General features: G+C 55.7%; 27 protein-coding genes and 1 other annotated feature. Of the genes, 10 read left to right on the top strand and 17 right to left on the bottom strand.

The annotated features are described in order from the left end of the window. Positions 1-122 precede the first annotated feature (122 nt). Complete coding sequence (locus OQV00_RS08610) at positions 123-1,286, top strand: dihydrodipicolinate synthase family protein (RefSeq protein ID WP_266280185.1); 1,164 nt, start codon at positions 123-125, stop codon at positions 1,284-1,286. Between the two features lie 56 nt (positions 1,287-1,342). Here OQV00_RS08610 and OQV00_RS08605 read toward each other — a convergent pair whose 3' ends face one another. From OQV00_RS08605 to OQV00_RS08585, 5 genes are all read right to left on the bottom strand, one after another. After that, on the bottom strand, positions 1,343-2,176 hold the full coding sequence (locus OQV00_RS08605; protein ID WP_266280183.1) for a sugar phosphate isomerase/epimerase family protein: 834 nt from the start codon (positions 2,174-2,176) through the stop codon (positions 1,343-1,345). A gap of 355 nt (positions 2,177-2,531) precedes the next feature. Continuing rightward, positions 2,532-2,870, bottom strand: a complete 339-nt coding sequence (locus OQV00_RS08600; RefSeq protein WP_004864476.1) for a DUF1869 domain-containing protein — start codon at positions 2,868-2,870, stop codon at positions 2,532-2,534. Between the two features lie 10 nt (positions 2,871-2,880). Continuing rightward, positions 2,881-3,213, bottom strand: coding sequence for a TehB family protein (locus tag OQV00_RS08595; protein ID WP_004864478.1), 333 nt, complete (start codon positions 3,211-3,213; stop codon positions 2,881-2,883). 210 nt (positions 3,214-3,423) lie between these two features. Next, a complete protein-coding gene (locus OQV00_RS08590; RefSeq protein ID WP_004864480.1) occupies positions 3,424-5,346 on the bottom strand; it encodes a putative bifunctional diguanylate cyclase/phosphodiesterase in 1,923 nt (640 codons plus the stop codon). Between the two features lie 10 nt (positions 5,347-5,356). Then, complete coding sequence (locus tag OQV00_RS08585; protein WP_004864483.1) at positions 5,357-5,854, bottom strand: putative pterin-binding protein; 498 nt, start codon at positions 5,852-5,854, stop codon at positions 5,357-5,359. A 291-nt stretch (positions 5,855-6,145) separates the two neighbouring features. On the opposite strand from OQV00_RS08585, the gene shiA reads away from it, so the two are divergent. Beyond that, a complete protein-coding gene (gene shiA, locus OQV00_RS08580) occupies positions 6,146-7,468 on the top strand; it encodes a shikimate transporter (protein WP_004864485.1) in 1,323 nt (440 codons plus the stop codon). A gap of 44 nt (positions 7,469-7,512) precedes the next feature. After that, a complete protein-coding gene (locus OQV00_RS08575; RefSeq protein WP_004864487.1) occupies positions 7,513-8,253 on the top strand; it encodes a lipoyl protein ligase domain-containing protein in 741 nt (246 codons plus the stop codon). Here the strand turns inward: OQV00_RS08575 and OQV00_RS08570 are convergent. Beyond that, positions 8,246-9,169 (bottom strand): LysR family transcriptional regulator, encoded by a 924-nt coding sequence (locus OQV00_RS08570; RefSeq protein ID WP_015583950.1) that lies wholly within the window; start codon positions 9,167-9,169, stop codon positions 8,246-8,248. The two genes, OQV00_RS08575 and OQV00_RS08570, sit on opposite strands and share 8 nt — an antisense overlap. Before the next feature lie 116 nt (positions 9,170-9,285). Between OQV00_RS08570 and OQV00_RS08565 the strand changes: the two genes are divergently transcribed. Next, entirely contained in the window at positions 9,286-9,675 is a 390-nt protein-coding gene (locus OQV00_RS08565) for a tautomerase family protein (RefSeq protein WP_015583949.1), read from the top strand. A gap of 20 nt (positions 9,676-9,695) precedes the next feature. Here OQV00_RS08565 and OQV00_RS08560 read toward each other — a convergent pair whose 3' ends face one another. Then, entirely contained in the window at positions 9,696-10,427 is a 732-nt protein-coding gene (locus OQV00_RS08560) for an HPP family protein (RefSeq protein ID WP_004864493.1), read from the bottom strand. 204 nt (positions 10,428-10,631) lie between these two features. On the opposite strand from OQV00_RS08560, the gene OQV00_RS08555 reads away from it, so the two are divergent. Further along, complete coding sequence (locus OQV00_RS08555; protein ID WP_004864495.1) at positions 10,632-11,741, top strand: adenosylhomocysteinase; 1,110 nt, start codon at positions 10,632-10,634, stop codon at positions 11,739-11,741. 43 nt (positions 11,742-11,784) lie between these two features. Here OQV00_RS08555 and cobT read toward each other — a convergent pair whose 3' ends face one another. From cobT to dacD, 5 genes are all read right to left on the bottom strand, one after another. Beyond that, on the bottom strand, positions 11,785-12,843 hold the full coding sequence (cobT, locus tag OQV00_RS08550; RefSeq protein ID WP_032717871.1) for a nicotinate-nucleotide--dimethylbenzimidazole phosphoribosyltransferase: 1,059 nt from the start codon (positions 12,841-12,843) through the stop codon (positions 11,785-11,787). A gap of 164 nt (positions 12,844-13,007) precedes the next feature. Beyond that, complete coding sequence (locus OQV00_RS08545) at positions 13,008-13,331, bottom strand: DUF496 family protein (protein ID WP_004864499.1); 324 nt, start codon at positions 13,329-13,331, stop codon at positions 13,008-13,010. Positions 13,332-13,499: 168 nt separating this feature from the next. After that, positions 13,500-14,558: an FUSC family protein gene (locus OQV00_RS08540; protein ID WP_004864501.1), complete on the bottom strand. Its 1,059-nt coding sequence runs from the start codon at positions 14,556-14,558 to the stop codon at positions 13,500-13,502. Between the two features lie 112 nt (positions 14,559-14,670). Beyond that, positions 14,671-15,144, bottom strand: coding sequence for a DNA gyrase inhibitor SbmC (sbmC, locus tag OQV00_RS08535; RefSeq protein ID WP_064367671.1), 474 nt, complete (start codon positions 15,142-15,144; stop codon positions 14,671-14,673). Positions 15,145-15,290: 146 nt separating this feature from the next. Further along, positions 15,291-16,427 carry a serine-type D-Ala-D-Ala carboxypeptidase DacD gene (gene dacD / locus OQV00_RS08530; protein WP_225612343.1) on the bottom strand — a complete coding sequence of 379 codons (1,137 nt, stop codon included), beginning with the start codon at positions 16,425-16,427 and terminating at the stop codon, positions 15,291-15,293. On the opposite strand from dacD, the gene OQV00_RS08525 reads away from it, so the two are divergent. Together OQV00_RS08525 and sbcB are read left to right on the top strand one after the other, a co-directional pair. Then, complete coding sequence (locus OQV00_RS08525; protein WP_223306675.1) at positions 16,357-16,527, top strand: hypothetical protein; 171 nt, start codon at positions 16,357-16,359, stop codon at positions 16,525-16,527. The genes dacD and OQV00_RS08525 overlap by 71 nt on opposite strands. A 110-nt stretch (positions 16,528-16,637) precedes the next feature. After that, positions 16,638-18,062, top strand: coding sequence for an exodeoxyribonuclease I (gene sbcB, locus OQV00_RS08520; RefSeq protein WP_015583944.1), 1,425 nt, complete (start codon positions 16,638-16,640; stop codon positions 18,060-18,062). Between the two features lie 114 nt (positions 18,063-18,176). Here sbcB and fusA read toward each other — a convergent pair whose 3' ends face one another. Next, complete coding sequence (fusA, locus tag OQV00_RS08515) at positions 18,177-20,279, bottom strand: elongation factor G (RefSeq protein WP_015583943.1); 2,103 nt, start codon at positions 20,277-20,279, stop codon at positions 18,177-18,179. A 240-nt stretch (positions 20,280-20,519) separates the two neighbouring features. Here fusA and OQV00_RS08510 point away from each other — a divergent pair, with 240 nt between their 5' ends. Continuing rightward, entirely contained in the window at positions 20,520-20,819 is a 300-nt protein-coding gene (locus tag OQV00_RS08510; RefSeq protein WP_004864510.1) for an ArsR/SmtB family transcription factor, read from the top strand. 108 nt (positions 20,820-20,927) lie between these two features. Here OQV00_RS08510 and OQV00_RS08505 read toward each other — a convergent pair whose 3' ends face one another. The 4 genes from OQV00_RS08505 to OQV00_RS08495 form a co-directional block, all read right to left on the bottom strand. Then, positions 20,928-22,286, bottom strand: a complete 1,359-nt coding sequence (locus OQV00_RS08505) for an APC family permease (RefSeq protein WP_004864512.1) — start codon at positions 22,284-22,286, stop codon at positions 20,928-20,930. Further along, positions 22,276-22,341: a membrane protein YoeI gene (gene yoeI / locus OQV00_RS27110; RefSeq protein WP_099002043.1), complete on the bottom strand. Its 66-nt coding sequence runs from the start codon at positions 22,339-22,341 to the stop codon at positions 22,276-22,278. The genes OQV00_RS08505 and yoeI overlap by 11 nt, the downstream gene beginning before the upstream one ends. A 236-nt stretch (positions 22,342-22,577) precedes the next feature. After that, positions 22,578-23,468, bottom strand: coding sequence for a LysR family transcriptional regulator (locus OQV00_RS08500; RefSeq protein ID WP_032717873.1), 891 nt, complete (start codon positions 23,466-23,468; stop codon positions 22,578-22,580). Positions 23,469-23,505: 37 nt separating this feature from the next. Then, complete coding sequence (locus OQV00_RS08495) at positions 23,506-24,330, bottom strand: SDR family oxidoreductase (RefSeq protein WP_015583941.1); 825 nt, start codon at positions 24,328-24,330, stop codon at positions 23,506-23,508. 175 nt (positions 24,331-24,505) lie between these two features. Between OQV00_RS08495 and hisL the strand changes: the two genes are divergently transcribed. Both hisL and hisG read left to right on the top strand, forming a co-directional pair. Beyond that, on the top strand, positions 24,506-24,556 hold the full coding sequence (gene hisL / locus OQV00_RS08490; protein ID WP_099130698.1) for a his operon leader peptide: 51 nt from the start codon (positions 24,506-24,508) through the stop codon (positions 24,554-24,556). Further along, positions 24,532-24,654 (top strand) — a sequence feature (His leader region). Its footprint overlaps the gene before it by 25 nt. 46 nt (positions 24,655-24,700) lie before the next feature. Further along, positions 24,701-25,600, top strand: a complete 900-nt coding sequence (gene hisG / locus OQV00_RS08485; protein WP_015583940.1) for an ATP phosphoribosyltransferase — start codon at positions 24,701-24,703, stop codon at positions 25,598-25,600. Positions 25,601-25,646 lie beyond the last annotated feature (46 nt).

The raw sequence follows: 25,646 nt of genomic DNA, 5'->3' as shown, positions 1-25,646 counted from the left end.
GGCAGCGGTCAGCTCACCATTCGCTGCCCGGCTTATCACTTTAGTCGTGAGTATCTTGACTTTTCCGCGGGCAAAAAGTACACCTAAAAGTAACTAAATAGATACTTAACTGAGGAGTCAATATGCTTAGCATTCACCTGCCAACCCCACAAGGGATCATGACGAATTATCCGCTCGTGACCACAGAAGAACGTCCGACGGTTATCACCCCCGCGTTTAACCGTATCGCCTATGCCGCCGCCCACGTGGTGATCGACCCGCGGCATCAGGGAGCGGACTGGCTGAACAATCCGCGCATAGACTGGGACGCGACGCTGGCCTATCGCCACCATCTCTGGCGACTGGGGTTTAATATTGCCGAAGCAATGGACACCGCCCAGCGCGGCATGGGAGTCAGCTGGGAGATCGCCAAAGAGCTGATTATCCGTTCGCTGCAAGAGGCGCAAACCGTACCCGGCGCCGATCTTGCTGCCGGCGTGGGGACCGATCAGCTGGAGGCGGCCCACGCCACCACGCTGGAACAGGTTATCGCGGCCTATGAAGAGCAGATGGAACTGGTCGAACAACATAACGGCAAAATCATTTTGATGGCCAGCCGGGCCTTAGCCAAAGTGGCAAAAACGCCGCAGGATTATCTTGCCGTCTATAACCGTCTGCTGGAACAAAGCCAGGATAAAATTATCCTCCACTGGCTGGGAGAGATGTTTGACCCGGCGTTAGCCGGCTACTGGGGGTCGACGGATTTTGCTGCCGCCGCGGATACCGTGCTGGAGATCATCGCCAACAACGTTGATAAAGTGGAAGGCATTAAGATTTCGCTGCTGAGTAAAGAAAAAGAGGTCGCCTTCCGTAAGCGCCTGCCTTCACAGGTGAAAATGTACACCGGCGACGATTTCAACTATCCCGAACTGATTGCCGGAGAGGATGGCCATTACTCGCATGCGCTGTTAGGTATTTTCGACGCTATCGCCCCGGTAGCCGCCGCCGCACTCAACGAACTGGCGCTGGGCAATAGCGGGGAATACTATCGGCTGATGAACCCCACTGTCGCCCTGTCGCGGGAAATCTTTAAAGCGCCGACGCAGTATTACAAAGCGGGCATTGTATTTCTGGCCTGGCTCAACGGTCACCAGAGTCATTTCTCGATGGCCGGCGGCATGCAGGCGGCACGCGAGATTAGCCACTATGCCGAAATTTTCCGCCTGGCGGACCAGGCCGGTCTGTTGCAAGATCCGCAGCTGGCTACCCGGCGAATGAAAAATCTGCTGACGGTTTATGGCCTCTGAGTATTATGCGACGAGGCGTTTATTTCCCAGAGTCACCGCTCTGGGAACCCCCTCCCCTAGCCAAATTCGCGGTGCCGCTGCTTGCAGATAGCAAGCACCTCATCCGGGTCCCGCTGCCACCAGTTGTTACGGGAGAATATCTCCACTTCGTGCAGACCGCTGTAGCCCAGCGCCTCGATAGCCTGGCGATGGCTACGAATGTCGATAACTCCGTCCCCCATCATGCCGCGATCCAGCAGCATATCCGTAGTGGGCACTAACCAGTCGCAAATATGGAAAGCCAACAGCCGATCGACGCCTGCCCGTTCAATCTGCTGCTGAAACTGCGGATCCCACCAGGTGTGATAGAGATCCACGGCGATACCCAGCCCCTCGTCGCCTAGTTCGTCGCAAAGATCGTTGGCCTGGGCCAGCGTATTTACGCAGGCGCGCTCGGCGGCGTACATCGGATGCAGGGGCTCAATCGCCAGCGGCATGCCGAGCGGGCGCGCGTAGTCCAGCAGTTCACTCAGCCCATCACGCACCTGCTGCCTGGCGGCGAGTAAATCTTTCGATCCCGCAGGCAGCCCTCCGACCACCAGCACCAGGCAAGGTGCGCCAAGCTCCAGAGCTTCATCCACTGCCCACCGGTTATCCAGAGCCTTCTCCCGACGCTCCTCCGGGGTGCTGCCGGGAAACATACCGCCGCGACAATAGCCGCTCAGCAGCAGGTCATGGTGGCGGATAAGACGTGCGGACTCTTTCAGCCCCAGCGCCTGGACCTGATCGCGCCAGGGCGCAATGCCGCGAATCTCATGCCGGGCACAGCCTTCAATGATCTGATCAAGTGTCCATTTCTCCCGCACCGTGGCGGTATTGAGGGATAGTTTACGGCTGTCGGGTTGACTCATCTCTGTGACCTCAGTGTTTTGTGCCTGAAAAACGTTAAACCAGATAAGTTGAGCATCATTTTTCTCAACAAAGCATTATAGAAATTAATATGTTGTGTAAATACGACAGCAATCACATAACCAACTAGTTAGTTATATTTACAAATAAAAACGCGCATAAAGCGAGGGAACGGCAGACGACGGATCCGTGCCGGGACAATAAGCTTGTCGTACGAAAATCGATCCGAAGGAGCGTCAGATGCTGCTTTTCAGGTGACAGCGGAAAGAGCGGAAGTGACAATACCGCCAGCTAAGATGGGCTGGCCGGTGAAGAAAGCAGACACCCGGGGTGTCTGCCCGATATTTCGCTTGTAAACTACCAGCCGCAGACGTTGGTCTCTTCATCCGATTCATAACCGCGCACGATATTAATCAGATCTTTGACGGCATCGGCAGCCACCCCCGGCGCCTGCAGCTCATTCAGGGAGGCAAACTCTTTATCCACCGATACACCATTATTATTATTGGTCACCGACAGCGTGAACCCCTTCCCCTGGCTATTGTCAGACGACAGCGGGGCAACAAGTTCTGCCAGCGCCTGCTCGGCCATGGCGGGAATATATAGCGCCATCGGCTTCAAATAGACTTTCTCTTGTCTGTCATTATTGTTGCCATTAGCAACAGCCAGTGAATAACCTCTATTTTCGTTGTTCATACGTGCAGCCTTATCCCTCTATCAGAATTTGAGGATCGACATAAAAATCTACGTTGAAGACGGTGTCTTCAGTCAATGCTTCAATTCGGTGCCATTTCTCCGGCGGAAATACGCCAAACTGTCCGGCTTCAATGGTCAGCGTTTCCACCGGCTGCGGGCTGGTCTCATCGGCATAGCCGTAATAGCGGATAGCCCCCTGCATCACAGCCAGACGGGGATAGACTCCCTGCCGGGTTCCGGCATCAAGATGCCGCTGCCAGATAGAGGCGGGCGCCGTCTCTGTAGTCCACAGGGGCGTAGTTCGCGTATGAACATAGTGGGTGGGAATAATAATTCGCTGCATGATTCGGCCTCGCTTTCCGCACCCTTGCGTGCGGTGGGAACGGTGAAATATGTTGCATATGATATACCCCTTTTAATCACTAAGGGTATTATTTTTAAAGATGAGAATTTTCTACCCCCGTTAATACTCAATAAGGGTTAGTTTTTCTGAAATATAAGAATGGACGGACCTGGTGAATCAGATCCGCGATAAGACAGGAGAGAAGATGATTTATTTTACCGGCGTGTTCAGGGGCCCGGGTTTACCAATTAGATAACCCTGAACCAGATCGCAACCTAATTGTTGCAGCGAATGGAGTTGTTCTTCTGTTTCGACGCCTTCGGCGACAATACGCATATGTAAACTTTTTCCCATGCTGATGATCAGACGCACAATATCAAGATCGTCTTTTTGCAGCGGAATATTAATCACAAACGAGCGATCGATTTTTATCTTATCGAACGGGAAATAGCTCAACCGCGACAATGACGAGTAGCCGGTACCAAAATCATCAATCGAAATCTGGATCCCCAGCTCACGCAGCTGGCTGAGAATCTCTAAAGAGCGGGTGTTTTCATTGAACACATCCGACTCGGTAATTTCCAGATCCAGACGATGCGGATCGAGGCCCGTTTTTTTCAATACGCTGACAATCACATCGGTCAACGAGCTGTTAATCAACTGAATAGGCGACACGTTTACCGAGACCTTAAGCGGCGATGACCAACGCGCCGCCTCTTCGCAGGCGGTGCTGAGCACCCACTCGCCGAGGGCGTTTATCATGCCCGTTTTCTCGGCAATCGGAATAAAGGTGCTCGGCGGAACCACGCCGCGTACCGGATGGAACCAGCGCACCAGCGCTTCGTAACCGTAAATTTCACCGCTGACCGTGTCGGCTATCGGTTGGTAATACACCCGGAATTCACCATTACCGAGCGCCTGCAGCAGATCATCCTCGAACGATTTATTCTCCTGCAGACGTTGCAGCATGCCGGCGCGGAAGACCTTGACGGTACCTGCGCCCTCTTTTTTCGCCTCATACAGCGCCAGATCGGCACATTTATATAAATAATCGGTGCGCGTTTCGCGATCGGAAAGCACGATGCCGATGCAGGCATCGATGTTGATCATCGAGTCATAGATTTGATAGGGCTGGATGATTTTTTCCCGGATCACCATCGCCCGTTCCAGCGCCATCTCTTCGCTCAGGTCACAGGAGATCAGGGCGAATTCATCGCCTCCCAGACGATAGAGCGTTTCCGCAGTTTTACGGAAAAACGACAGGCGGCTGGCCAGTTCCTGCAGCAGTTTATCGCCGGAATCGTGGCCCAGCGTATCGTTTACATCTTTAAAATTATCGAGGTCGAAAAGCATCACCACGGCACAGCCATCGTAAGGCCTGACCTGATTGACAATTTCCTGCAACTTTTGCCAGAAGGAGAGCCGATTCGGCATACCGGTCAGCGAGTCATGGTAAGCATCGTACTGCAGACGGCGGTTTTGCACCTGCAGCTTCTCTTTTGACAGCTGCAGATCGTCGGCCAGCAGCTTCATTCGCACATGGGCACGCCGCAGATTGTTATTCTGCCGCAGCATCAACAGGCCCAACGTGATACAGGTTGTAATCAACAGGATGGAGATAATTGAATAGATGTAATACAGATTCTGAATTTTATCGTGAGTATGATTAACAACGTCAATCCCCTGCACCAGCGAGGTGGAGGCGAGCGAGGTCATCGGGCCGTCAATCTCTCTCATTTTGCCTAACACCGTCTTAATCTGAGCAGGTGTCATTTTATCCAGCCCGCTATCGAGCTGCTGCAAAATAGCGAACAACGTATCGACGGTAGCCTGGCGCCCGGCATCTTTATGAATAAAATTCCTCAGTTCGCCCTGCTGCAACAGTTCAATCTGGCTCAACATAATATCCAGGCGCAGACGTACCTGATCGCGGTCAGCGCTCTCCACGCCAAGTGCGAATGCGCCTAAACTCGACTCCAGCCGCATATACTCGGATACTATCTGGGCGACTGACCAGGAGTCCGTATAGCGGGTTAATTTCTGTAACTCACTTTGCCGCTCATGCACCAGATAGGTAATGTATCCGGTGATGATGAACAGCGACAAAATAATCCCGGTAAGTATTCGATTCAAGATCAAACCCTTACTCAATGATAATTTTTGAAACTTGCCACGCTGAACGGGAATAATAAACCTGGTTTTGCAGTTCAGGGCTGCTATCGTACGGATAAACAATAAATAAAGGGCCTTTATCACGGATGTGCATATATTCGCCATTTAATTTTAGCGCGAGGATAACAGGGAACTGGCGAAAATCATCGAGCGGGACCATCGTCGTATAGTCGTTCAAGGCAATAACCTTGGCCGTCTTGCCCCTGGCACCGACTAAATCCATGAGTTTGCTAAGGGAAACGCCCTCAAAGCGCACTTTTCCTGAGTACCAGGGCGTGGTGGTGACAATGGTCTCCATCCCCAGTTTTTCTAATGCCGCCAGGTCAAAAACCGCGGTATCGCCTGCATTTGTATTTCCAATCAAGCCGGAAATGGTTAAAACGGGCTTCCCCGTAGGGGCAGGCAGTTTTTCTGCAAAAGCATTAGGCAAAACCATAACACAAAATAAAACTGCGAAAAGTAGACGCATTTAGCTCACCATTCCGGAATTGGAGATAAGTTAATTGTAAACCATTAAGGTCAATTCTTAAAAGACGTCAGCAGCGGGTTGTGAGGTTCTCGATTAAAAATATTTTCTCTTTCCAGAACACTCTGAACCTGTGTTTACGCCTGACGATAAAAAGCACATTTTTTGCCATTAAGGCAGCACTTTCGGTAAAAATCTTTTCTCTCATCCTGGAGCGCGGTAGTCTTTGTACAGACGCCGCTAAGACTGCGTCTCATTCCAATAATGATAAACACGGCAACAGACAGGACAGGTATGGACTCAACGCTTATTTCCTCCCGCCCCGGCAAGGAGACATGTTCACTCAATCGCGCCAGAAGAGCGGCCTGGGGCAGCTTTGCCGGCGCGGTGGTTGACTGGTACGATTTTTTACTCTACGGCATTACCGCCGCGCTGGTTTTTAACCGCGAATTTTTCCCGCAGATTAGCCCGGCAATGGGTACGCTGGCCGCCTTTGCAACTTTCGGCGTCGGCTTCCTGTTTCGTCCCCTCGGCGGCATTATCTTCGGTCATTTCGGCGATCGCCTCGGCCGCAAACGGATGCTGATGATGACCGTCTGGATGATGGGGATTGCGACCGCCTGCATTGGTCTGCTCCCTTCTTTCAATCAAATCGGCTGGTGGGCCCCCGTGCTGCTTGTCACCCTACGCGCTATTCAGGGCTTCGCCGTCGGCGGAGAATGGGGCGGCGCGGCGCTGCTGGCAGTAGAAAGTGCGCCCAAAAATAAAAAAGCCTTCTACAGCAGCGGAGTTCAGGTGGGTTACGGCGTGGGTCTGCTGCTTTCCACCGGCCTGGTCTCGCTGATCAGCGCCAACACCACCAACGAGCAGTTTCTCAGCTGGGGCTGGCGCCTGCCGTTCTTGTTCAGCGTGGTGCTGGTGTTAGTTGCGCTGTGGATCCGCAACGGCATGGCCGAATCCGCCGAATTTGAAAATCAGCAGCAGGAAGCGCAGCTGAAGACGGCCAAAAAGCGCCTGCCGGTCGTCGAAGCCCTGTTTCGTCATCCCGGGGCGTTTTTACTGATTATCGCCCTGCGTTTGTGCGAACTGCTGACCATGTATATTGTCACCGCCTTCGCCCTGAATTACTCAACGCAGAACCTCGGCCTGCCGCGTGAACTGTTCCTTAATATCGGCCTGCTGGTCGGTGGGATTAGCTGTCTAACAATCCCCTGCTTCGCCTGGCTTGCGGATCGCTTTGGCCGCCGGCGGATCTACATTACCGGTGCGCTAATCGGCACGCTCAGCGCGTTCCCGTTCTTTATGGCGCTGGAGAGTCAGTCGTACTTCTGGATCCTCTTTTTCGCCCTGATGTTGGCCAATATCGCCCATGATATGGTGGTTTGCGTTCAGCAACCGATGTTCACCGAGATGTTTGGCGCCAGCTATCGTTACAGCGGGGCCGGCGTCGGCTATCAGGTCGCCAGCGTCATTGGCGGCGGCTTTACGCCATTTATTGCCGCAGCACTGGTCACCTTCTCCGGTGGCTCCTGGCACAGCGTGGCGATTTACCTGACCGGCGGCTGTCTGCTCTCTGCCGTCACCGCCATGTTGATGAAAAAGACCCCTCACCCCTGATTGCGCGGTACGCGGCGGGGAACCGCCGCGTACATGGAGACCTTATGATTCAGGACAACCGCCCGGCCTGCTGGCCCGCACAGTTTCATCCCCAGCCGCTACCGCTGCTCTACTGCCCTGACCCGACGCTGGCTGAGCAGCCGCTGTTTGAACAGGCCCGCCGCGGCGATGCGGTGGCGCAGATCTGGCAGGCGCCGCAAGGACTGGTGGTGCCTGGCAGCTATCGCAAATTCAGTGAGCTCAGCGCCGTCAGCGCGCTTTTTTCCCGCCGCGGCTGGCCGGTGTGGCTTCGCCGCTCCGGCGGTGGACTGGTCCCGCAGGGCCCCGGGATTATCAATCTCAGCCTCGCCTGGCCTATCGCGCAACCGCTGGGCGAAGCGGCAGAACCTATCTATCAGCAGCTCTGCGGGCTACTTCAGCGCACGCTGGCAACGTTTGGCGTCGGGAGTCACTATCAGGCGGTGACGGGATCATTTTGCGACGGGCGCTACAACCTGGCCTGCGGCGAGGGTGACCATGCCCGCAAAATTGTCGGTACTGCCCAGTACTGGCGACCGCTGGCCGATGATCGAGGACATGTTGTCCTGGCGCATGCGGTGATTTTAGTGGATACCGATCTGATCGGCGCGCATCAGGCCGCGAACGATTTTGAAGCCCGCCTCAACAGTGGCCGGGTCTATCGTGCTGATAAAACCGTGACGCTGGCGCAGCTGCTGCCCGGCGAAACAGAGTTACTTCCCCGCTTTCACCAGGCGTTGGCGGAACAGCTGGCGCTGTTCAGCTGAAGGTGTGCTTCAAATAGTGGCTGAATGTCTCTACCGCGCGTGATACGCGCGGCGCATAGGGGCGGATAACGTACAGATTTGGCGCGAAAACCTCGACCGGCCGCCAGCCAGGAAGCAACTCCTGCACCAGCCCACGGCCGATGGCCTCCCGGGCGCTGAAATCAGGCAGCAGCGCAATACCCAGCCCTGCCAGCACCGCATCACGAAGCGATTCGCTATTGTTGGTCGCGAAGGGGCCATGAACCTTGACACTCACCCGTTCGGCCGGTTGCTCGCTGGACTCGAACGTCCACTGCGGGCTTTGCGCCCCGCGCGGATAGGTCAGACACTGATGATGGCGCAACGTCTCCGGGGAATCCGGACGGCCAAAACGGCGGATATACTCTGCCGAGGCGACGATCAGCGTCGCCGTACTGCACAGCGGCCAGGCCACGTGGGTCTCCGGCAAGGCTTCGCGGCGGCAGTGACGTATCGCCAGGTCAAATCCCTCGCTGGCCAGGGATACCAGCCGGTCGGTCACCTCCAGCTGCAGTTGCAGCTGCGGGTGCTGGTGCAAAAATGGCGTAATCGCCGGTACCAGCTGTTGACGGGAAAAGGCGACCGGCGCCGTGACCCGTAGCGTTCCCCGCAGCGGCCCGCCTTCATCACAGGTACCGGCAAAAATATCGCGCAGCTGTCCGAAAGGTTCGTTCAGCTCCGCCACCAGCCGCAGGCCATCCTCGCTGAGCGTCACATTCCGCGTCGTGCGATGCACCAGCTTTTTGCCGGTGATCCGTTCCAGCTCGCTAATTTTCTGACTGATCGCCGACTTGCTGACCGCCAGTTTTTCCGCGGCGCGGGTATAGCTTTTTTGCTCTTCCAGCACCGTCAGCCAGTACAGATGGGTCCAGTAACTCTCCGGGCGAATCTCATTCATCTCGATTGTTCACCTGTATAAACAATGAATTCCACTATAGCGGTTTTTGCCCGGCAGAACATGGATTAGCATCGCGGAAGTCAGCTTACCAACCGCGGAAGTAAGGAGTACCTGCCATGCCGTTACTGATATTTGATGTGATTGAAGGCCGTAGCGAACGCGAACTTAATACTCTGCTGGATGCCGCACATCGCGCGGTTATTCATGCGTTTAAAGTGCCGGAGCGCGATCGCTACCAGATTGTTCACGAAAACAAGGCCCACCATATGGTGATTGAGGATACCGGACTGGGATTCACGCGCAGCAACAAGCTGCTGGTCGTGCGGGTGTACACCAGCCCGCGCAGCGAAGAACAAAAGCAGCTCTTCTATGCCACCCTGCTCGCTGAGCTGCAGGAACATTGCGGACTCAGCGCTGATGACCTGATGATTTCCATGATCGGTAACCAGAAAGGCGACTGGAGTTTTGGCCGCGGCGTCGCCCAATATATGACCGGAGAGCTTTAACCTTCCCGGGCCCCGTGCCGTTATGCTTTCGGCGCGGCGGCCATCCGCATACGTGCCTTTTGCTCGATGTTTTCCAGCAGTTCCTGCACGTCATCCTCATCAATATCAAGGAACTGACCGTCGAGTAATGCGGCATGAATATCTTCACGAGTCACCGGGATCCCCAGCGGCACAACCTTGGGTTTGACCTCTTCAGCCGCCAGAGGGTGGGGATAGCGGCGCCCGACCAGGTTGTTGAAGATGATTGCCAGTAGCGCCAGCATCGCCGAATTTAGCAGTACCGGCGTCAGCACAAAGTGGTATCCCGCGCTGTGTACGCCCGCTCCGCCGAGGATAGCCGTCAGCGCAACGGCACCGCCGGGCGGATGCAGACAGCGGAGGAAGTACATGGCGGCGATAGCCAGTCCGGCTGCCAGACCACAGGCCAGGGCAAGCTGAGGCACCCACATCCCGACGGTAACACCGATCAACGCCGAAACCACATTCCCCCCGACGATTGACCACGGCTGCGCCAGCGGACTGCTCGGCACGCCGAACAGCAGCACTGCAGAGGCCCCCATCGGCGCAATAAACCACAGATTCATCTCACCCAGCAGCCAGTGGCTGAACATACTGGTGACGGCCAGCCCCGTACCGGCACCTATCGAGCCGAGGAGAATATGTTTTCGGGCAACGGGCAGAGCATGCGGCTTTAATCGGCCAAGAAAAATGCGGACCCGCGAAAACAGTGCGGTCGGTAAAACGCTTAACATCGAACGGCTCACTCACGTCATATAAATTACTTATATTTTATTTTCATTTTTTAACCATATTTTAACAACCATATCTTTCGAAGGGCTACTTCCCTCCCCCCTGAATTTAGCGATGCGCCGCCGTTATGTGATCCCGGGACACTACGTTAGAATCATTTCCCCACCGGGATTTAACCCACTCTACGGATTGAAGGTCACAATACAGTGAATAATAAGACAAATTTAGTGAAAGACGTGGCATGGGCCAGCCAGAATATGCCGCGCACGCTGCGTCAGGTCGCCGCCCTTCCCGATCTGAGCCATGTCCGCCTGGCCTGCTGCATGCATCTGGATATGAAAATGATTCCGCTGGTGCAGGGGATACTGGAGAAAGGAGCGAAAGTCTTTCTGACCACCTGTAACCCCACCACCGTTCAGGACGACGTTGTCGCCTGGCTGGTTGAGCGCGGTGCACAAGCCTGCGCCTGGCGCGATATGAGCGATGCCGACTGGCAGCAGTCCTGGGAAAAAGCGATCGCCTGGGGCCCGACCCATCTGTGTGAAATGGGCGCCGATATCACCACCCTGCTGCACCAGCGCGGGGAATTTGGCAACATCGTCGCCGGTCTGGAAGCAACCGGCTCCGGCGTCAGCCGCCTGGGCGATATTCGTCCCGGCTACCCTATCTTTAACTGGGACGATCTCCCGGTTAAAGAGGGACTGCATAACCGCCATATGGTGGGTCTCACGGCCTGGCACACCTTCTTCCAGACGACTCACCTGACGCTGCATGAGAAGAAAGTGCTGGTCATTGGCTACGGTCTGGTGGGACAAGGCGTTGCCGCCGCAGCAAAAGCCTTTGGCGGACAGGTGATGGTGGCAGAGATCGATCCCGCCCGTCGCCTGCAGGCGGCCTACGATGGCTGGCATGTTGTTGATTTACAGGATGCCATCGCCTCGGCAGATGTGGTCGCTACGGCAACCGGTGCGAAAAAAGTGGTCAATAGTACGGCGCTGGATAACGCCAAAGATGGCGTCTTTATTCTCAATGTCGGCCACGTTGCGGAAGAGATCGACTGCGGCTACCTGCGTCAGTTCAGCCACGATGAGGTGATGCCGTATATTAATGCGTACCGGGTGGGCGATAAAACCGTCTACCTGATGGCCAACGGCTCAATGCTGAACCTGACTGCGGGATTTGGTGACAGCCTGAACGCCTTTGACGTGACCCTCGCCGTCATGGCCAGCGGGATTCATCACATCGTCACGGACGGCATGAACGCGGAAGCGAATGTCTATCTGCTGCCGCAGAGCGTATGGCAAAAAGCGCTGTAAATCCGCAAAAATTCAGGGCGACGGCCGTCGCCCTGAATCTGGCTTAGCGGCTTTCCGGCAGCACGATATTACTCTCCGCCAGGGTGCCCATTTCGTTAAATACGGTGCACGCCGCCTGCACAAGATGCATCGCCAGCGCGGCACCGCTCCCCTCTCCCAGCCGCATATCCATATCCAGATAGGGCTTCAGCTGCAGATGTTCCAGCGCAATACGCGCCCCTTTTTCCGCCGACAGATGTGAAGGGATCAGATACGAATGCACGCCTGGAGCCAGACGGCAGGCTGCCAGTGCGGAGGCATAGGAGAGGAAACCGTCCAGCACAACCGGCAGTCCGCAGGAGGCGGCACCCAGCATCACGCCGGTCATCCCCACCAAATCAAATCCGCCAACTTTCGCCAGCACGTCAAGACCATCGTCGGCCTGCGGCTGATTCACAGCAATCGCCCGACGGACGACATCGGCTTTGTGTCCCAGCTGCGAGACCGGCAGGTTAGCGCCGATGCCCACCACATCCTGCGCATCGTTCCCGGTAAGAACGCTGACGACCGCCGCCGCCGGCGTGGTGTTCGCCATCCCCAGTTCGCCAACGCCGAACACGCGTACGCCCTGCGACGCCAGTTCTCGCGTATAGCGAATGCTGGCCAGCAGCAGCGCCGTCGCCTGTTCCCGGCTCATTGCCGCCGTGCGGGCAATATTACCGCTGCCGCGCGCCACTCTCATATCCACCAGCCCAGGGATCGGATCCGCGTCGATACCGGCATCGACTACATGCACCTGCGCGCCCGCCTGGGCCGCCAGCACGCAGACGCCGGTATTCTTGCGGGTCATGTTTATCGCCTGAATCGCCGTAACGGCCTGCGGCGAGATCGCCACCCCTTCGTGCCAGACGCCGTGATCGGCGCACATCACCACAATGGCTTTTTCCGCCAGCTGCAGCTGTCCCTGCAGCCCTGGCATTCCGGCCAGCTGTACTGCCAGCGCCTCCAGTCGTCCCAGACTGCCCGGTGGTTTCAATAACCCATCCAGATGTTGTTGCGCCTGAGCCATCGCCGCGCGGTCCGGCAGCGGAATGTCGGCGATGAAGGCCGAAAGATTGTCCATCATGTTCCTCGTAGCACTTGCAGGTGATTTGCCATAGCCCGTCGTGAACGCCGTCGCGCATGAAAGCTGGCGTGACGCAGCGGTTCGCCACCGGGAGAAGGAGATAAATCAGAGAGGGGATAATTCCCGACGGCGAGAGCCGCCGCCGGGCAGGTACGATGCGATTACTCTTCGACCTTCGCTTCGCCCATGACTTTCAGCTTTTTGGAAATGTCACGACGTTCTTTCGACAGTTCGGCATTTTTGATGATGTAGTCATCAACACGATCTTCGTAATCGCTTTTCATGCTGGCGATGATGCCCTGAATAGCTTCAACGCTCATGCCCGGTTTGATGTAGTCACTGAGGTTGTCCAGCAGCAGTACGCGCTTCTGGTTATCACGGATCTTTTTCTCAACGTCCTGAATTTCACGCTGCAATTTGTTCTTACGACGATACAGACGAACAAACTCCAGTACGTCCTGGAAAGAAGGCTTAGTTGTTTCCATTTTTACACCCCTAATATTTGAGATTCGGATTCGCTAAAGCGACTGCTATATAGGGCTAACATAACTGTTAGCAGCCGCGGATGACAATGTTTTTTCCTTTACGTTTATCATAACCCTAAATGCTGCTGAATCGAAGCAACCTGTGGGCAAATTGCGCGCATCTGGTTTTTATTTACGCAAAGCCCGGCAGATTAAATTCGACAGCAGTTCAAGCTGGCGCGCCAGTTCTATCGTCAGCCAGACGTAGCCGTGGATCGGGGTTTCCGCCAGGCTATCTCCCTGATGCTCTTTCATTAGTTCGCGCAGTTCGGCGACGATATCATTGAGTTTTTCCGTGTTGGCGCGAATCGGCTGCGGATTACCTTCATACAGCGCATGCGCAATCGTCAGCAGCGTTTGCTGGGTCATCTGCTGGGTCTCGCGCAGCGTGTGGGCGTTCAGCATCACAAAATGGCCGGGACGCGAGCTCCAGTATGCATTGATCTGCAGTTCCAGCATGCAGACCAGGTTACGACTCACGGTTTGAATAGCTTCAAAGATGGCTTTCTGGATATGGGTTTCTTTACTCGCCGGGGTAATCAGCCCGCGCATCTTCACCACATCGTTAAGCACTTTTTGCAGATGTTTTTCCAGCCGCGGTCTTTCCACCAGATTGGGGGAGAACCCGGCCTGATAAAGACGGTTGAAGGCGGTGACGTAATTTGCCATCTGGATTCGCCAGTGCAGGAACGCCCGCTGCGGCCAGATGCCGGTGAACAGCATGGCCAGCAGGGAACCAAAGATAACATCGCCGCTTCGCCATAGCGCGGTGTGCATATCCCCTGGCGGCGCGCCCACCACCACCGCCAGCGTAATGCCGATGAGCAGCGCCTGATACGGTTTTTTCCCTAACGCCAGCCAGCCGCAGAGGAACATCGCCACCGCGCACCACAGCACCATGACGGGTAAGGAGATAAGCTCAAGCTTTAACGCCACCAGCCCGAGCGCCGAGCCCAGGATAGTGCCGCCGATACGCTCAAAGGCGCGCGGTACGACGTTGCCCCAGAACGAAATCGGCCCCATCACCACCACCAGAGTGATCAGAGGCCACGTCCCTTCCGGTACATTCAGCAAACGAACCAGCAAAAAGGTAAGGACAAAGGCCAGAGCAATTCGAATACCATGCACCACGCGATAGTGGCGATACAGACGGATTTCGAAAGGCTTAAGTGATTTATCAGCGCGCACAGACCTCTCCAGCAAGCAAACGGCGGCAGGAAGCAAAGGCCAATTGTAACTGCTTTTTCAATGTAAGCAGTACGCTAATGTAAAAAACCTTGTCCACTGCAGGGGTAAGCGCTTATTTCGCCACCCGTTCCACCGCGACATACATTTCGATGTCCCAGTAACCGTCCTGATTGCCGTCGTTGAGATAGACCTCAAAACAGGGTTTTTCCGCCAGCCGATACGCCTTGCTCTGCACCAGGCTATTGAAGAACGCCAGCCACGGCGTCGAGAAGTCGTGATTTTCCACCCGCGCGCTGGCGACTGCATACTCTCCCCCGGCAATCTCAGTGAGAATAACCCCTTCGCTGTTGGGCGGAATGACGAAATCGTCTGCTACGGTGACCACCGTATCGCAGCGCAGCTTCTCCGGTGGAACCTGATCGGGATTGTCATAGTAAACGGCCACCCACTCCTGTGCCGGAATCTGACGGCCGCTGACCCACGCCATAAGCTGCTCAAAACCCAGCTTAACGGTCTGCTCCCAGGGCCCCACCATATGAAAACCGGCAATGGTTCGTTTGCCGACGGACTTCACGCTGTAGTTCATATTGCCTCCACCAGTGATAACAACTGTATAAATGTACATATAATGTAGCCAGGTGATGCACATCAGTATGTGCGCTGATTCACAGAGTGGCCAATGAAGGGGGGCGAAAAATGAGCAAAAAAAACGCCCCGTGCGGGGCGTTGCGGTTACAGCGCGTGATGCAGATAATCGCTCATCCGCGAGAACACCCCGCCCTTGCCGACGCTTTCCAGCGTCACCAGCGGCCAGTGAGCGACCACTTTATCGCCGTCATAGAGTGAGATTTCCCCGACCCGTTGATTTGCGGCAATTGGCGCCTCAAGATCTTTTTTATCCAGCACATATTTGGCTTTAATACGCGGCACTTCCGACTTTGGCAGCGCCAGCCAGAAATCCTGATCGGTGCCCAGCTGGATTTGTTCTTTATCACCGTACCAGATACGTTCGCTGCCGACCTTTTTGCCCTTTTGCAGCACCTGAACGGTGTCGAAATTTTGCTGACCCCAGTGCAGCAGTTTTGCCGCCTGCTGTTCGCGCCCTTTCGGGCTATCGGCCCCCATCACTACGGCAATCAGGCGCCGCTGGCCGTCCACCGCGGAGGCAATCAGGTTAAAGCCGGCGCCGGAGGTATGCCCGGTCTTTAATCCATCAACATTCATGGTCTTATCCCACAGCAGCCCGTTCCGGTTCTGCTGGGTGATCCCGTTCCACGTCAGGCTTTTTTGGCTGTACATGTGATAAACGTCAGGCTCGCCGTGAATGATCGCCCGCGACAGCACCGCAAGATCGTACGCCGAGCTGTGTTGACCCGGCGCATCCAGGCCATGCACGGTTTCAAAGTGGGTATCCTGCAGATGCAGTTTTTTTACGTACTCATTCATCATGGCCACGAACTGCGGCTGGCCGCCTGCGACATAATCAGCCAGCGCCACGCAGGCATCATTGCCGGAGTCGACGATGAGGCCGCGGCTTAAATCCCGGACGCTGACCCGATCGCCGGCCTTAAGGAACATCAACGACGAGCCGTCAAAGACAGGGTTGCCTTTCGCCCAGGCGTCGCGGCCGACGGTCACAATATCGTCAAAGGAGATACGATGACTGTCGATGGCGCGATCGACGACGTATCCGGTCATGAGTTTGGTCAGGCTGGCAGGGTTGCGCTGCTGGTGTTCATTACCCGCAGTCAGGATCTGCCCGGTCGTGTAATCCATCAGTACCCAGGAGCCCGCCTGAATGGACGGTGGCGGCACGGTGACGGGGAAATCATTGGCAGCAAATGCGCAAGAAACGCTCGAAGCGAGCAAAGTTACAGCAATAAAAAAACGGCCTTTCAACGGCATATCCTCTAAATTGACAGATTCGCCGTCCTTTTTACGGAAATTCTCCTTTCAAATCAGGGTTTAATTGCAAGAAAATATGACACGGCAAAAGCGCCGCGCAGCCAACGCCCTTCTGATGCCCAGGTAAATCGTTTACCATAACGGGTGCCAGCCACCATGGAAAATGAACAGATTATGCAAGATAGCGCCAACCAGCCCGGATTTTTATTCCACGATTACGAAACCTTCGGTACCCACCCTGCGCTCGATCGGCCGGCCCAGTTCGCCGCCATTCGCACCGATGCCGAACTGAATATCATCGGTGAGCCGGAGGTTTTCTACTGCAAACTGGCCGACGACTATCTGCCGCAGCCGCAGGCGGTGATGATAACCGGGATCACCCCGCAGGAAGCGAACGCCAAAGGCGATAATGAAGCCGCCTTTGCCCGCCGGATTCACGATCTGTTCACGGTGCCGAAAACCTGCATCGTCGGCTATAACAACGTGCGCTTCGATGATGAGGTCAGCCGGAATATTTTCTATCGTAACTTTTACGATCCCTACGCCTGGAGCTGGCAGCACGACAACTCTCGCTGGGATCTGCTGGATGTAATGCGCGCCTGTTACGCCCTGCGCCCGGAAGGGATCAACTGGCCGGAGAACGACGACGGACTGCCAAGCTTTCGCCTTGAGCATCTGACTGTCGCTAATGATATTGAACACAGCAACGCCCACGACGCGATGGCCGACGTTTACGCCACCATCGCCATGGCAAAACTGGTCAAAGCCCGGCAACCGCGTCTGTTTGACTATCTCTATAGTCATCGCAACAAGCGCAAGCTGGCGACGCTGATCGACGTTCCGCAAATGAAGCCGCTGGTCCATGTTTCCGGCATGTTCGGCGCGGCGCGCGGCAACACCAGCCTGGTGGCTCCGCTGGCCTGGCATCCGGATAACCGCAATGCGGTGATCATGGTCGATCTGGCCGGCGATATGACTCCGCTACTGGAACTGGATGCCGATACCCTACGCGAGCGTCTGTACACGCCAAAAGCCGATCTGGGCGAACTGGCGGCGGTACCGATTAAGCTGGTTCATCTCAACAAATGCCCGGTGCTGGCTCAGGATAATACGCTACGCCCGCAGGATGCCGACCGCCTGGGGATTAACCGCCAGCGCTGTCTGGATAACCTGCAGCTGTTGCGCAGTCATCCGCAGGTGCGGGAAAAAGCGGTGGCTATTTTCGCTGAAGCGGAGCCGTTTGTTCCCTCCGACAACGTCGATACTCAGCTCTATAACGGCTTTTTCAGCGATGCCGACCGCGCGGCGATGAAAATTGTGCTGGAAACCGAGCCGCGCAACCTGCCGGCGCTGGATATTACTTTTGCCGACAAACGGATCGAGCGTCTGCTGTTTAACTACCGCGCCCGCAACTTCCCCGGCAGCCTTGACGAGGCCGAGCAGCAGCGCTGGTTAGAACATCGTCGCGAGGTGTTTACGCCGGCGTTTTTACAGGCCTATGCCGATGAGTTGCAGATGCTGTATCAACAGCATGAACAGGACAGTGAAAAGCTCGCGCAGCTGAAGGCGCTGTGGCAATACGCGCAGGAGATTGTTTAATTTGCGGGAGCGCCCGGAGGCGGCGCTTGCTGTGTCTTGTCCGGGCGATAAAATCTAATACAGCACGCTCCCGTCTCCCGGGTGAGGCAAGAGCCACGACCCGGGAACGGTGATTTAGCCTTTGGCGCGGCTGGCGATAATCGCGTCAGCCACGTTGCGCGGGGCTTCCGCGTAGTGATGGAACTCCATACTGTAGGTCGCTCGTCCCTGCGACATCGAGCGCAGCGTAGTGGAATAGCCAAACATTTCAGCCAGCGGAACATCCGCGCGGATAATCTGGCTGCCGAATCGCTCTTCCATCCCCTGCACCATGCCACGACGAGAAGAGAGATCGCCCATAATATTCCCGGCATACTCTTCCGGCGTTTCCACCTCCACATGCATCACCGGTTCGAGAATCACCGGATCGGCTCTGCGCGCCCCCTCCTTGAAGCCAAAAATCGCCGCCATGCGGAAGGCCATTTCCGATGAGTCGACATCATGATACGAACCAAATGTCAGGGTCGCTTTGACATCGACGACCGGATAACCCGCCAGCACGCCGGTGCCCATCGCTTCACGCAAGCCTTTCTCCACCGAAGGAATGTACTCGCGTGGCACCACGCCGCCTTTCGTTGCGTCTTCAAACACAAAGCCGCTCCCCGGCGCCAGCGGTTCGAGGGTCAGCACAACATGACCATACTGCCCTTTCCCGCCGGACTGACGGACAAATTTACCTTCCACCTCTTTCACCGTTTTACGCAGTGTTTCGCGGTAGGTGACCTGTGGACGGCCGATATTCGCCTCAACGCCAAACTCACGCTTCATCCGGTCGACGATAATTTCCAGGTGCAGTTCGCCCATCCCGGAAATAATTGTCTGTCCGGACTCTTCATCCGTATGCAGACGGAAAGAGGGATCCTCAGAGGCCAGCCGCTGTAGGGCAATCCCCATTTTCTCCTGATCCGCTTTGGTTTTCGGCTCAATCGCCAGCGAAATCACCGGCTCCGGGAACTCCATCCGTTCCAGGGTAATGATCGCATTCGGATCGCACAGGGTGTCGCCGGTGGTGACATCTTTCAACCCGACGCAGGCGGCAATATCCCCGGCATGCAGCTCATCTACTTCATGGCGATCGTTGGCATGCATCAGCACAATACGCCCGATGCGTTCTTTCTTGCCTTTGACCGGATTATAGACCGCATCGCCTTTTTTCAGGGTGCCGGAATAGACACGAATAAAGGTCAGCTGGCCGACGTACGGGTCGGTCATCAGTTTAAACGCCAGCGCCGAGAACGGTTCGTCGTCGCCAGGATGGCGTTCCGCCGGCAGCCCTTTCTCATCAACGCCGTCAATCGCCGGCACATCCTGCGGCGAAGGCATCAGTTCGATAACCGCATCCAGCATCCGCTGCACGCCTTTATTTTTAAAGGCGCTGCCGCACAGCACCGGCTGAATTTCGCCGCCGACGGTACGTTTACGCAGCCCGGCCACAATATCGGCCTCGCTCAACTCGCCGCTCTCGAGATATTTATCCATCAGCTCATCGTTAGCTTCCGCCGCTGCGGAGACCATTTTTTCTCGCCACTGCCGGGCGGTTGCCAGCAGCTCGTCCGGTACCGGCGCATAGCTGAAAGTCATCCCCTGGGTTGCGTCATCCCATAAAATGGCGCGCATTTTGATGAGATCCACCACGCCGGTGAAATGCTCCTCGGCACCAACGGGGATTACGATCGGCACGGGATTCGCTTTCAGGCGGTCAATCATCATCTGCACGACGCGGAAGAAGTCGGCGCCCGGACGGTCCATTTTATTGACGAAGGCCAGTCGCGGAACGTGATATTTATTCGCCTGTCGCCACACGGTTTCCGATTGCGGCTGCACGCCGCCGACGGAGTCATAGACCATCACCGCACCATCCAGCACGCGCATCGAGCGCTCTACTTCGATGGTGAAATCCACGTGGCCCGGGGTATCGATAATATTGATACGATGCGGCTCGAAGCTACGGTCCATGCCGGGCCAGAAGCAGCTCACCGCAGCGGAAGTAATCGTAATTCCGCGCTCTTGCTCCTGCGCCATCCAGTCAGTGGTTGCCGCGCCATCGTGTACTTCACCCAGTTTGTGGCTCATTCCGGTGTAAAACAGAATGCGCTCGGTGGTGGTGGTTTTACCGGCATCGATATGCGCGGAGATACCGATGTTGCGATAACGTTCGAGAGGGATGGGTCGGGGCATGATGCGTCCTTAGTCATTTTGACTGTCAGTAAGCGGCCAAATGGTGCCGCAGAGTGGTTAACTGCCGTCATCATAGTACAACTGTACGAGTATATTCGAACTATTTTTGCTATTACTGTCATTGGTGAAGCGACGGCTTGCACGCGTGGCGTTAGACCCTCAGTTTGGATATATTAGCTGCCAGCCGCCGATACGGGCCGCGACTCCCGGGAGCCGCGCAACCGCCGACACAGGATTATTATGATCGCCAATCACCCCGAACGTGAACACATTCGCCTGGAAAATGTTCTTTTTGCCCTTGGTAACCCGATGCGCCTGGAGATCGTTCGCATCCTGGCCGACGGCAGCGAGCAGAGCTGTAACGCATTGCGTCATGAAGACATCGCCAAGTCGACGATGACCCACCACTGGCGCGTCCTGCGCGATAGCGGCGTCATCTGGCAGCGCCCTCAGGGGCGGGAGAATATGATTTCCCTGCGCCGGGAGGATCTCGACGCGCGCTTTCCCGGGCTGCTGGATGCGCTTCTGAAGGTGATGTAGGAAGGCGTGATTCGGGTTATCAGCCGCAGTCAGGCCGGGAACGGCCGAGGACAAAAACAAAAAAGCCGGAGGTTTCCCTCCGGCTTTTTTAATCACAACGGGCGATGGTTACGCTACGTCTTCGTACTGCGGTACCGGGTTGCGGAAACTTTTGGTCACGCAGGCCAGGTACACCAGACCAATACCGCCCCAGATCAGGCCCAGAATCATTGAGCTCTCTTCCAGGTTAATCCACAGCGCACCCACGGTCAGGGCGCCGCACACCGGCAGGATCAGGTAGTTAAAGTGATCTTTCAGCGTCTTGTTACGCTTTTCACGGATCCAGAACTGGGAGATGACCGACAGGTTAACGAAGGTAAATGCCACCAGCGCACCAAAGTTAATCAGCGCCGTCGCCGTCACCAGGTCGAATTTAATCGCCAGCAGAGCAATCGCGCCAACCAGCAGCACGTTCCACGCCGGAGTACGCCATTTCGGGTGTACGTAGCCGAAGAAACGGGTCGGGAACACGCCATCGCGGCCCATGACGTACATCAGACGAGAAACGCCTGCATGTGCGGCCATGCCGGAAGCCAGCACGGTCACGCTGGAGAAGATCAGCACGCCCCACTGGAAGGTTTTACCCGCGACGTACAGCATAATTTCAGGCTGCGATGCGTCCGGATCTTTAAAGCGCGAGATATCCGGGAAATAGAGCTGCAGGAAGTAAGAGGCACCGATGAAAATCAGGCCGCCAATCAACGCAGTCAGGAAGATAGCCTTCGGAATCACGCGCTCAGCGTCTTTGGTCTCTTCAGACAGCGAAGAGATGCCATCGAAGCCCAGGAACGAGAAGCACAGAATGGTCGCACCGGTAATCATCGGCACCACGTGCGCCCCTTCAGACCAGAACGGACGGGTGCTGGTCAGTGTGCCTGCGCCTTCGCCGTGCATCACGCCGTAGATAATCAGGCCAACAATCACCGCCACGATCCCCATCTGCAGGATAACGATCAGGGTGTTGAAGTTTGCTACGGTCTTGATGCTGCGCAGGTTAGAGATGGTCATAAAGGCCACCAGCGCGACAACGAAGATCCACGAAGGAATAGAAGGCACCAGCGCTTCAAAGTAAATTTTGGCCAGCAGAATGTTGATCATCGGCATGAACAGATAGTCCAGCAGCGATGACCAGCCCACCATAAAGCCCACGGCCGGGCTGATGGATTTCTGAGCGTAGGTGTAAGCGGAACCCGCTGACGGGAAACGACGAACCAGTTTACCGTAGCTGAGTGCCGTAAAGAGAATGGCGATCAACGCGAAGGCGTAAGCCGTCGCGACGTGACCGTCGGTCAAACCAGAGACGATACCAAACGTATCGAACAGCGTCATCGGCTGCATATAGGCCAGGCCCATCATTACAACCGGAATCAACGTAAGCGTTTTACGTAATTCCACGCGAGAGGTTTTTGGAGTAGCGTTATGCGACATGGTGGTTATCCCCTTTTACGGCGAAGGCCAGCGCGTAAGCAAAAAATTGCCCCATTTTAGTGTATTCCTCAGCGACAACGACTGTCGGTTTTTAGTAAATATCTATCCGGTACGAAGCCCGGCCTCTTGGTATTGAATGATGTGTCTTTAAAGCAAAAAAATAACCGACACTTTAAAAAAGCGTCGGCTAGTTTCTATTTTTTCAGGCCGCGTATTTTGCAACACTTACTGGCCAAATGACAAGATGTTGAAGCGGCAAATCGTCGCCACAATTACTTAACAGATTAATATTTATACAATTTTAATATCATAGATCGTATGGATAGCATTATTTGCTAAAATCTCGCTGCGCCACCATGCGCAAGAGAGTCCGGCGGCGTCTTCATTCCAGCCAAGCCATGCCCGATGCGCGGGTAAATGAGAGGCCACCTCTTTCTCTATCAGCTCACCGCTTTCCAGCTGATCCTGCACCAGATACCTGGGCACATATCCCCATCCGAGCCCCGCGCTAATCAACATCAGCTGGCCGGCAAAATCGTACGTCACGAGGCTTTCCTGATCGTCAACCGGCGGCCATTCTCCCCCGCTGACGATAGCCCGATAGTGTTTCATCGCCCGCCAGCTTAACGGCGCATCCATTTTTGCCAGCGGGTGCTGCGGCGCGATAACAAAGATGTGCGCCAGCTCGCCCAGCGGGCTAAAACCATAGCCGACGAGCGCCGGCGGGTCGCTTAAGACCCCTACGACGATATCAGCCCGCCCTTCCACCAGCGCACTCCAGCCGCTGGCCGGCGTATCGCGGACAAAACGCAGTCGGGCAGCGGTATGCTGCTGATAGAAGCGGCTCACCAGAGGCGCCAGTAAAAAGAAGGGAAAGGTGTTATCCACCGCCAGCACCAGCGCATTTTCCCAGCCCTGATGCAGTTTAATCGCCTGTTTTTCCAGCTCGCGGACGGTATGCAGAACTTCGCGCCCCTTTTCCAGCAGCATCTGTCCGGTGGGGGTAAAGCGCGCCCGATGGCCGCTGCGGTCAAGCAGCTGAATATTGAGATCGCTTTCCAGCTTATGAATGGTATAGCTCAGCGCAGAAGGCGTTTTGTACAGCTTTGCCGACGCAGCGGCAAAGCTCCCCTCTTTTTCCAGCGCATCCAGAATGACGAGCACATCCAGCAGTGGTTTCATCGCCGCCCCCTTAGGTTCGCGATTCCCCGCTGGCGGATTACTCCATCGGCATCACCAGCGGATCGGGGTACTGATAGTCAAACCCCAGTTCATAGCAGATACGGTTACCATCGATAATTTTTCCGCTGCCGCCGTTTGGGCTATCGGCAAACACCGGGGCCGGTAAGCCAAGTTCACGGGCCATTTGCGGGTAGAACACGCCGCGCGCCGGATGTTTGGGCGCACATATATTATAGATGTGTCCGCCCTTCGGAGCCTGCAGCAGCAGCTCGATAGCCGAAATGACATCCTGCAGGTGTACCAGGTTCACGCCGTGCTGACCGTCCGGCGCGGACTTCCCGGCAAAGAAACGCCCGGGATGACGAGAGGGCCCTACCAGTCCGGCCAGACGCAAAATATCCACCGAGGTGCCCGGAAGGTTGTGCAGCCAGTCCTCCAGCTCCTTCAACACCCTGCCGCTGGCGGTTTGCGGATCGCGCGGCGAATTTTCTTTTAACGTCCCGCTGGCATTGCCGTATACGGAAGTGGAACTGGTGAAGACGATCCGCGGGATATGGTAGGCCAGCGCCGTATCGACAAGCTCCTGTACCGCCTGCAGATAAAAATCCTCCCCGGGCCCGCTGCGGCGAGCCGGCAGCGTAATCACCAGCGCATCCACGTTCATCAATGCATCCAGATCTTCGGCATCGCAGACCAGCTGCGGCTCCAGGCGTAACGGAAAGCTGTCGATACCGCACATCCTCGCCGCCTCCACGCCGTCCTGGGTGGTTTTGCTGCCGGTAACCTGCCATCCCCGCGCGCTCAATGACAAAGCGAGCGGCATGCCCAGCCATCCTAAACCGACAATTGCGACCTTTTTCATACCTGGCTCCTGACTCTTTCGCTGTGCTGACTTAAGGCTACGCCAGCCAGCGGCAACTGACAATTTCTTCAGTGAAGATGAAATGAATTAATGATGGTAAAAAGCCCTTGCTTTCTGCGCTTGAAGTGGTTTAGGTTAAAAGGCATCAAATGCATAGTCATTCAAAGAGAATTTTATGAACAGCGTTCAATTTAAACACCATCATCATCACCATCATCCTGACTAGTCTTTCAGGCGATGTGTGCTGGAAGACGTTTAGATCTTCCAGAGGTGCATGAGCGCGAATAGAGCCCCCGGAAGATTTACTTCCGGGGGCTTTTTTTTGAACCAAATTCGGACAGATTCAGACAGGAATTAAGAGGAAACAAGAATGTTAGACAACAGCCGTTTACGCATAGCTATTCAAAAATCAGGCCGCCTGAGTGAAGATTCACGCGAATTACTGAGCCGTTGTGGCATTAAAGTGAATTTGCACACCCAGCGTCTGATTGCGCTGGCGGAAAATATGCCGATCGACATTCTGCGTGTCCGCGATGACGATATCCCGGGCCTGATTATGGACGGCGTGGTGGATCTGGGCATCATTGGCGAGAACGTGCTGGAAGAAGAGCTGCTGAGCCGTCGCGCTCAGGGTGAAGACCCGCGCTATTTCACTCTGCGTCGTCTTGATTTTGGCGGCTGCCGCCTGTCGCTGGCCACTCCGGCGGATGAACGCTGGGACGGCCCGGCGTCGCTGGACGGCAAACGTATTGCCACCTCCTACCCGCACCTGCTGAAGCGCTACCTCGATCAGAAAGGCATCTCCTTTAAATCCTGTCTGCTGAACGGTTCCGTTGAAGTCGCCCCGCGCGCTGGCCTGGCCGACGCCATTTGCGACCTGGTCTCCACCGGCGCCACCCTGGAGGCCAACGGTCTGCGCGAAGTGGAAGTGATGTTCCGCTCTAAAGCCTGCCTGATTCAGCGCGATGGCGAAATGGCCGATGCCAAACAGCAGCTAATCGACCGCCTGCTGACCCGTATTCAGGGGGTGATTCAGGCGCGCGAATCCAAATACATCATGATGCACGCCCCGACCGAACGTCTGGAGGAAGTGGTGGCCCTGCTGCCTGGCGCTGAGCGCCCGACCATTCTGCCGCTGGCAGGTGACAAACAGCGCGTTGCCATGCACATGGTCAGCAGCGAAACCCTGTTCTGGGAAACCATGGAAAAACTGAAAGCGCTGGGTGCCAGCTCCATTCTGGTACTGCCCATCGAGAAAATGATGGAGTAATCCACGGGGAACAGGCCCGACGGGTCTGTCTCAGAGATTAGACAGG

It is taken from the genome of Klebsiella sp. DY2415 (assembly GCF_026314315.1).
GTDB lineage: Bacteria > Pseudomonadota > Gammaproteobacteria > Enterobacterales > Enterobacteriaceae > Klebsiella > Klebsiella ornithinolytica.
This window is presented reverse-complemented; position numbering and strand designations above follow the sequence as displayed.